Raw genomic sequence first — 6,357 nt, forward strand, 5'->3', positions numbered from 1 at the left:
TGCAAGGCTACTGCAGCGCGACAAATCCGTCTGCTGCGCAAATTAGAAGCGCATGGTTTTTTTGCAACAACGCGCCAGCCCCTCCGATGGTTATCCATGACGATTTTGAGCGTTTACAATAACAATCCGTTAATCGATGGCCGGCAATCGGACAGGGCCATGATGGTGCGGCGCGGAACGCAGATATTGCTGCATGAAATGCGTCACGCCGTGCTGCCCGAACTGCCGCTGGCCAGCGGCCGCCGCGCCGATCTGATCACTCTTTCGGAAAAGGGCGAAGTCTGGATCATCGAAATCAAGACGTCGATCGAAGATTTCAGGGTGGATCGCAAATGGCCGGAATACAGGCTGCACTGCGACCGCCTGTTCTTTGCGACTCACAAGGACGTGCCGATCGAGATCTTTCCCGAGGAATGCGGGCTGTTCCTGTCGGATGGTTATGGCGCGCATATGATTCGCGAGGCGCCGGAGCACCGCATGGCGCCGGCAACGCGAAAGTCGGTCACGCTTAATTTCTCGCGTGCCGCCGCACAGAGGCTGCTGATGGCCGAATGGGCGAACGGAAAACCGTTCAACGTGGATGATGTCTGATGCCGCGCTATGCTGTCTATTTCGGCGCGCGTTTGGCAAGGATACGCTGCAGCGTCCGCCGGTGCATGTTGAGCCGGCGCGCCGTTTCGGAAACATTGCGCTCGCACATTTCATAGACCCGCTGGATATGCTCCCAGCGTACCCGGTCGGCCGACATCGGATTTTCGGGAAGCTCGGCCTTTTCGCCCGGCCGCTGCGTCAGCGCCGAAAACACGTCGTCGGCATCCGCAGGCTTTGCGAGGTAGTCGACAGCGCCGAGCTTCACGGCCGTCACCGCCGTTGCGATATTGCCATAGCCGGTCAGCACGATGATCCTGGTGTCGTCGCGTCGCTGGCGGATCGCCTCGATGACGTCGAGCCCATTGCCGTCGCCGAGCCGAAGATCGACCACCGCATATTTCGGCGGCCGGCCTCTCGACTTCGCAACGCCTTCCGCCACTGATTCGGCCGTCTCCACCTGGAAGCCGCGCGTCTCCATCGCCCGCGCCAGGCGGCGCAGGAACGGCCCGTCGTCGTCGACGATCAGCAGGCTGGCGTCGGGACCGATATGATCCTCGTCCGACGCGGCGAAATTGTCATGATTCTGTTCTGTCATCGTCTCGGTCCCGGCGGTTGAGCGCCCGATCTGCGTTAACCGCTATATCCTGTTTATGCCGACAAAGTCATTTTGTCGAATTTGCGTCGATCAGCATGCGCGGCCATTCGATTCGGATACGCGCGCCCGCACTTTCCGGATCGCGGTTCTCGAAAACCAGCGACGCCCCCGAGCGCTCCAGCAGGGTTTTGGCGATGAAAAGCCCGAGCCCGAGGCCACCGGCCGTATCCTCCTTCTGCCGCTTGGTCACATAGGGCTCGCCGATCCGCGTCAGAATATCAGGCGCATAACCGTTACCGTCGTCCTCGATGACGATCAGCACTTTGTCGTGATCGTGCTCGACTGTGACGGTCACTTTCTCCCGCGCGTAATCGACGGCGTTTTCGATCAGATTGCCGAGCCCGTACATGATGCCGGCATTGCGGTCGGTGACCGGCTCACCCTTGCGCGGGCTCTTTTCGATGAGCTCGAGAGCGATACCGAATTCCCGGTACGGCCCGACGATCTCCTCGATCATCGAGGAAAGCGGCAGCCGGCGCATATGCGCCTCGCCTTCGGAGGAAAGCGTCGTCAGCCGCCGCAGGATGTCGCGGCAGCGTTCGCTCTGGCTGCGCAGCAGCATCACGTCCTCGCGGAAACGATCGTCGTCCTTGAGCTCCCGCTCCATTTCCTTGGCGACGACGCTGATCGTTGCAAGCGGCGTACCGAGCTCATGGGCGGCCGCGGCCGCCAGTCCGTCGAGTTGGGATAGGTGCTTTTCCCGCTGCAGCACCAGTTCGGTCGCTGCCAGCGCATCGGCAAGCTGGCTCGCTTCCATCGAGACCCGATAGGCATAGAAGGCGGCAAACGCCATCGTCGAGGCGATCGAGCACCAGACACCGAACTGCATGACGTTGTGCACATTGATCTCGACCCCGTCGAACCAGGGCAGCGGGAAGGGCGAAAAGGCAAGCACCGTGATCCAGACCATTGCAAAGCCGATCAGCGCGGTACTGTAGCGGATCGGCTGCGAGGCAAAGGAAATGATGACGGGCACGCAGACGAGCGCTGCGAAAGGATTGGCAAGGCCGCCGGTGATGAAGAGCAGCGCGCAGAGCTGCAAAAGGTCGAAGCCGAGCAGGGCAAAGGCGGCTGGCGGTTCCAGCCGATGCGTCGGTGGATAGCGGATCGTCAGGTAAAAATTCACCCAGGCAAGCGCGGCGATCAGCGAAGAGCTGGCAATCAGCGGCAGGGGAAATTTCAGCCAGAAGGCAACGATGAAAACCGTCAGCGCCTGTCCGCCGACGGCAAGCCAGCGCAGCCGCACCAGTGTCTGCAGGCGCAGCCTGCGGCTGTTGTGCCGGTCCTCTAACGTATAGCCTTCCGTCTTGTCGATCATGCCAGGCTTGTCGATCATGCCGAGGGCTCCTTGAATGGCCCTCATGTACCACGCGGTTTTGCCCGTGTCGTCGGCAACGCATCCTCCGGTCGCTCCGGCCAGGGATGCCGGGGATAGCGGCCGCGCATGTCTGCACGCACATCCCTCCACGAGCCGGCCCAGAAGCCCGGCAGGTCGCGGGTCGTCTGGATCGGCCGGTGCGCCGGCGAGGTGAGTTCGAGCAGCAGCGGCAGGCCGCCGCCGGCAATGGCGGGATGCTGCTTCAGTCCAAACAGCTCCTGCACGCGGATCGTCAGCACCGGCTCCTCGCCCTCATATTGGATCGGATGCCTTTGGCCGGTCGGCGCTTCGAAATGGGTTGGCGCAAGCCGGCTAAGGTCGCGCTGCAATTCGTGCGGCACCAGCGATATCAGCCCGTTCGAAAGCCCGGCTGTGGAAATCTCGGAAAGGCCGCGGGCCTCGGTCTGAAAGGGGCCGAACCACTCGTCCAGCCGGGAAAGCAGGGCGCCGTCGCTGACATCAGGCCAGGGCTCGCCGATCATCCTGTGAAGGAATCCGATCCGCTCGCGAAGCTGCATGGCCTCCTTCGAGAAGGCAAGCTGATCGAGCCCCAGCTCGCGCACCCCCTCCACCAGTGCCTGGGTGACTGCTGGCCCGGAGGGTCGCGGCAAGGGCGTCTCTTCGAAGACGATCGCGCCGAGCCGGATTGCCCGCCGCGCCCTCACTTGCCGGCTCTGCCGGTCGAAGAATATCTGGTCGCCGGTTTTGATCGCGCCGGGAAGCTCGGCTTCGACGTCGCCACGCGTCACCTCAGCTGCCGCCAGAATCCGCGCCTGGGCTGCCCGTCCGGTCAGGTCGGCAATCACCAGCATCTGGCTGCCGGCCAGCCTCTCGGTTTCCGGCAGCTCCGCTCCGCGCCCGTTCGCCATCACGAACCGGCCGCGCCCGCCGCGCTGAAGCGCGATTCGATCCGGGAACGCATGCAGCAGCAGCTGGCCTGCAAGCGCCGGCGCCGCTGAGGCAACCCTGTCGAGGCCGCTCGCCAGCCGCCCCGCCAGCCGCCGCGAGGCCTCTGCTCTCTCGCCCCGCTCGGCCTTGAAGCGTCGCAGCCGCTCCTCGATATCGACACTCGTTCCGCCAAGCCCCTGTTCGGTGAGAAGCACGGCGATCATCGCCGCATCCCGAGCGTGTCCCGCTTCTCCCGCCGAGACGACCATGGCGGCAAGCCGCGGCGGCAAAGCGAGGTCGCGCATCACCTTGCCGCGCGTTGTCAGCGCTCCGTCCTTGTCGAGGGCGCCAAGCTGGCCAAGCAGCACCCGCGCTTCCCTCAGCGTCGTTTCCGGCGGCTGATCGACGAAGGCAAGCGATGCCGGATCTTGAACGCCCCAATGCGCAAGGTCGAGCACCAGCCCCGAGAGATCGCTGGAAAGGATCTGCGGCGGGGTGAAGGCTGGTAGCGCTGCCGTCTGTCCCTGGTGCCACAGCCTGACGGCGATGCCCGGTTCCGTTCTCCCGGCGCGGCCCGCCCGCTGATCGGCGGAGGCCCGCGACACGCGCACCGTCTCCAGCCGTGTGATCCCGGTCGAGGCCTCGAACACCGGCAGACGCTGAAGCCCGCTGTCGATCACGATCCTGACGCCGTCGATGGTAATCGACGTTTCGGCGATCGATGTCGCAAGGACGATCTTGCGCATCCCTTTGGCTGCCGGCCGGATCGCCGCATCCTGCTCCTTCAGGCTGAGATTGCCGTAAAGGGGCGCAATCAGCGTTTCGGCTCCGCATCGCCCATGCAGGCGTTCGACGGTCCGGGTGATTTCCGCCTGGCCGGGCAGGAAGGCGAGGATCGAGCCCGCCTCATTGGCATGGGCATCGAGTATCGCCCGCGTCACCGCATCCTCAATGCGTTCGCCGCCCGGCCGATCCTGGTAACGGATATCGATCGGAAAGCTGCGCCCCAGGCTTTCGATCACCGGTGGGTGGTCGAGCAGGGCGGCCACGCGTTCGACGTCGAGGGTGGCCGACATGACGAGGATGCGCAGATCCTCGCGCAGCGCCGACTGGACGTCGAGCGCCAGAGCGAGTCCGAAGTCTGCGTCCAGCGAACGCTCGTGGAATTCGTCGAAGATCACGACCGAGACGCCGTTCAGTTCCGGGTCGTCGAGGATCATCCGGGCGAAAACCCCTTCGGTCACCACCTCGATCCGTGTCGCTGCCGATATCCTGTTGTCGAGGCGCATGCGGTAGCCGACCGTCTCGCCGAGCTGTTCGCCGATGAGCGATGCCATCCGGCTTGCCGCCGCCCGCGCCGCCAGCCGCCGTGGCTCCAGCAGGATGATCTTGCCGTCGCCGCGCCAGGTCTTGTCGAGCAGGTAAAGCGGTACCAGCGTCGTCTTGCCGGCGCCGGGCGGGGCGGAAAGAACGGCGCGTTTTTGCGTTTCCAGCGCAGCAGCGACGGCCGGCAGGACATGTGAAACCGGAAGTTCCGGCAAGGATGCACTGATTGTCACTTTCGGCCCGTCACTGTCTCATAGGCAAGAATGGCGCCGGCGAGATCCTCCAGCGCCGCACCCACCGACTTGAACAGCGTGATTTCTGCGTCATGGCTTCGTCCGCCATGGGCGCCGCTGACGAGTTCAGCAAGTTCTGCCCTGATGTCGGCTTCCTTCAACACGCCGCTTTTCAGCGGCTGGACGATGTCGCCCGCCTCGGCGCCGGCGCCGGCGCGGGTATCGACATAAACGGAGGCGCGGCGGATGGCTTCGTCGTCGCTTTCGCGCATGCTCGGCTTGAAGGCGCCGACGAGATCGAGATGGGCGCCGGGCTTCAGCCATTCGCCTGATATCAGCGGCGCGCTGGAAAGCGTGGCGCAGGAAATGATATCGGCTGTCCGCGCTGCGGCTTCAGCATCCGCGACCGCCTCGGCATTCAGGCCGAGCGCCCGGGCTTCGGCTGCGATCTTTTCCGCCGCTTGCCCGTTGCGGCCCCAGACCCGGTACCTCTTGATCGGCCGGGTCGTGCCATGGGCAAGCATCAGGTTGAGCGACAGCCGCCCGGTTCCGCAGACGAGCAGCTCTTCCGCGTCGGAGCGGGCGAGATGACGGGCCGCCAGCGCCGATGCCGCCGCCGTCCGCCGCGCGGTCAGCTCGCCGCCGTCGATCGCGGCAAGCATCTCGCCGGTGGCGCCGGAGGAAAGAAGATAGGTTCCGAAGATCGCCGGCAGGCCCCGCCGCACATTGCCTGGAAAGACCGAGACCGTCTTTACCCCGGCATAGCGTCCGGGAACCCAGGCCGGCATCAGGAGCAGTGTGGCGCTCTCCTCATCCGGCACCTCCATCTCATGGTGATGACGCACCGGCATCACGCATTCGCTCTGGAACATGCGGGCAATCGCCTCGATCAGTTCCGGCCAGGGCAAGGCCGCGCGCGTCTGTTCTTCATCGAGGACAAGCATTCTTCACTCCGCCGGATCTTTCTTCATCACCAAACTAGCGAGTGAGGCGTGGCATAGGCAAGCGCCCTGGAATTCCGCGTCAGGCGCCCCATATAAGCCTCATCCCCTTCGCCGAAGCCTATCCTTCAGGATTCGGCAAAAACGAATCTCAAAAACCGTCCGATCGGGCGGCGGTTTGCTCGTTTTTGGAGACGGGCGATAAAAGCCCTTCATTTTCAACCTGTTACAAAAATGTCAAAAAACTTTGGTTGGGTGTGTTGACGGATGAGATTGGTTAGTTCTATAAGCCCACTCACTGAACGAGGGCGGCGGCGCTGCTGGCGACGAAGTCTTTCGTTCTAA

At 63.8% G+C, this 6,357-nt stretch carries 5 protein-coding genes; 1 reads left to right on the forward strand and 4 read right to left on the reverse strand.

Features of this window, described 5'->3' with window-relative positions:
* The first annotated feature begins 96 nt into the window (after nt 1-96).
* Nucleotides 97-591, forward strand: a complete 495-nt coding sequence (locus HFO99_RS29865; RefSeq protein ID WP_222308484.1) for an MmcB family DNA repair protein — start codon at nt 97-99, stop codon at nt 589-591.
* A gap of 16 nt (nt 592-607) precedes the next feature.
* Here HFO99_RS29865 and HFO99_RS29870 read toward each other — a convergent pair whose 3' ends face one another.
* The 4 genes from HFO99_RS29870 to HFO99_RS29885 form a co-directional block, all read right to left on the reverse strand.
* A complete protein-coding gene (locus HFO99_RS29870; RefSeq protein WP_011649881.1) occupies nt 608-1,186 on the reverse strand; it encodes an ActR/PrrA/RegA family redox response regulator transcription factor in 579 nt (192 codons plus the stop codon).
* A gap of 67 nt (nt 1,187-1,253) precedes the next feature.
* Entirely contained in the window at nt 1,254-2,582 is a 1,329-nt protein-coding gene (locus HFO99_RS29875; RefSeq protein ID WP_315860505.1) for an ActS/PrrB/RegB family redox-sensitive histidine kinase, read from the reverse strand.
* Between the two features lie 23 nt (nt 2,583-2,605).
* A complete protein-coding gene (hrpB, locus tag HFO99_RS29880) occupies nt 2,606-5,071 on the reverse strand; it encodes an ATP-dependent helicase HrpB (RefSeq protein WP_222365300.1) in 2,466 nt (821 codons plus the stop codon).
* Nucleotides 5,068-6,015 carry an ornithine cyclodeaminase family protein gene (locus HFO99_RS29885; RefSeq protein WP_222249342.1) on the reverse strand — a complete coding sequence of 316 codons (948 nt, stop codon included), beginning with the start codon at nt 6,013-6,015 and terminating at the stop codon, nt 5,068-5,070. The genes hrpB and HFO99_RS29885 overlap by 4 nt, the downstream gene beginning before the upstream one ends.
* Between the last annotated feature and the right edge of the window lie 342 nt (nt 6,016-6,357).

Origin of the sequence: Rhizobium leguminosarum (assembly GCF_019798305.1) — a bacterium.
Classification (GTDB): domain Bacteria; phylum Pseudomonadota; class Alphaproteobacteria; order Rhizobiales; family Rhizobiaceae; genus Rhizobium; species Rhizobium leguminosarum_U.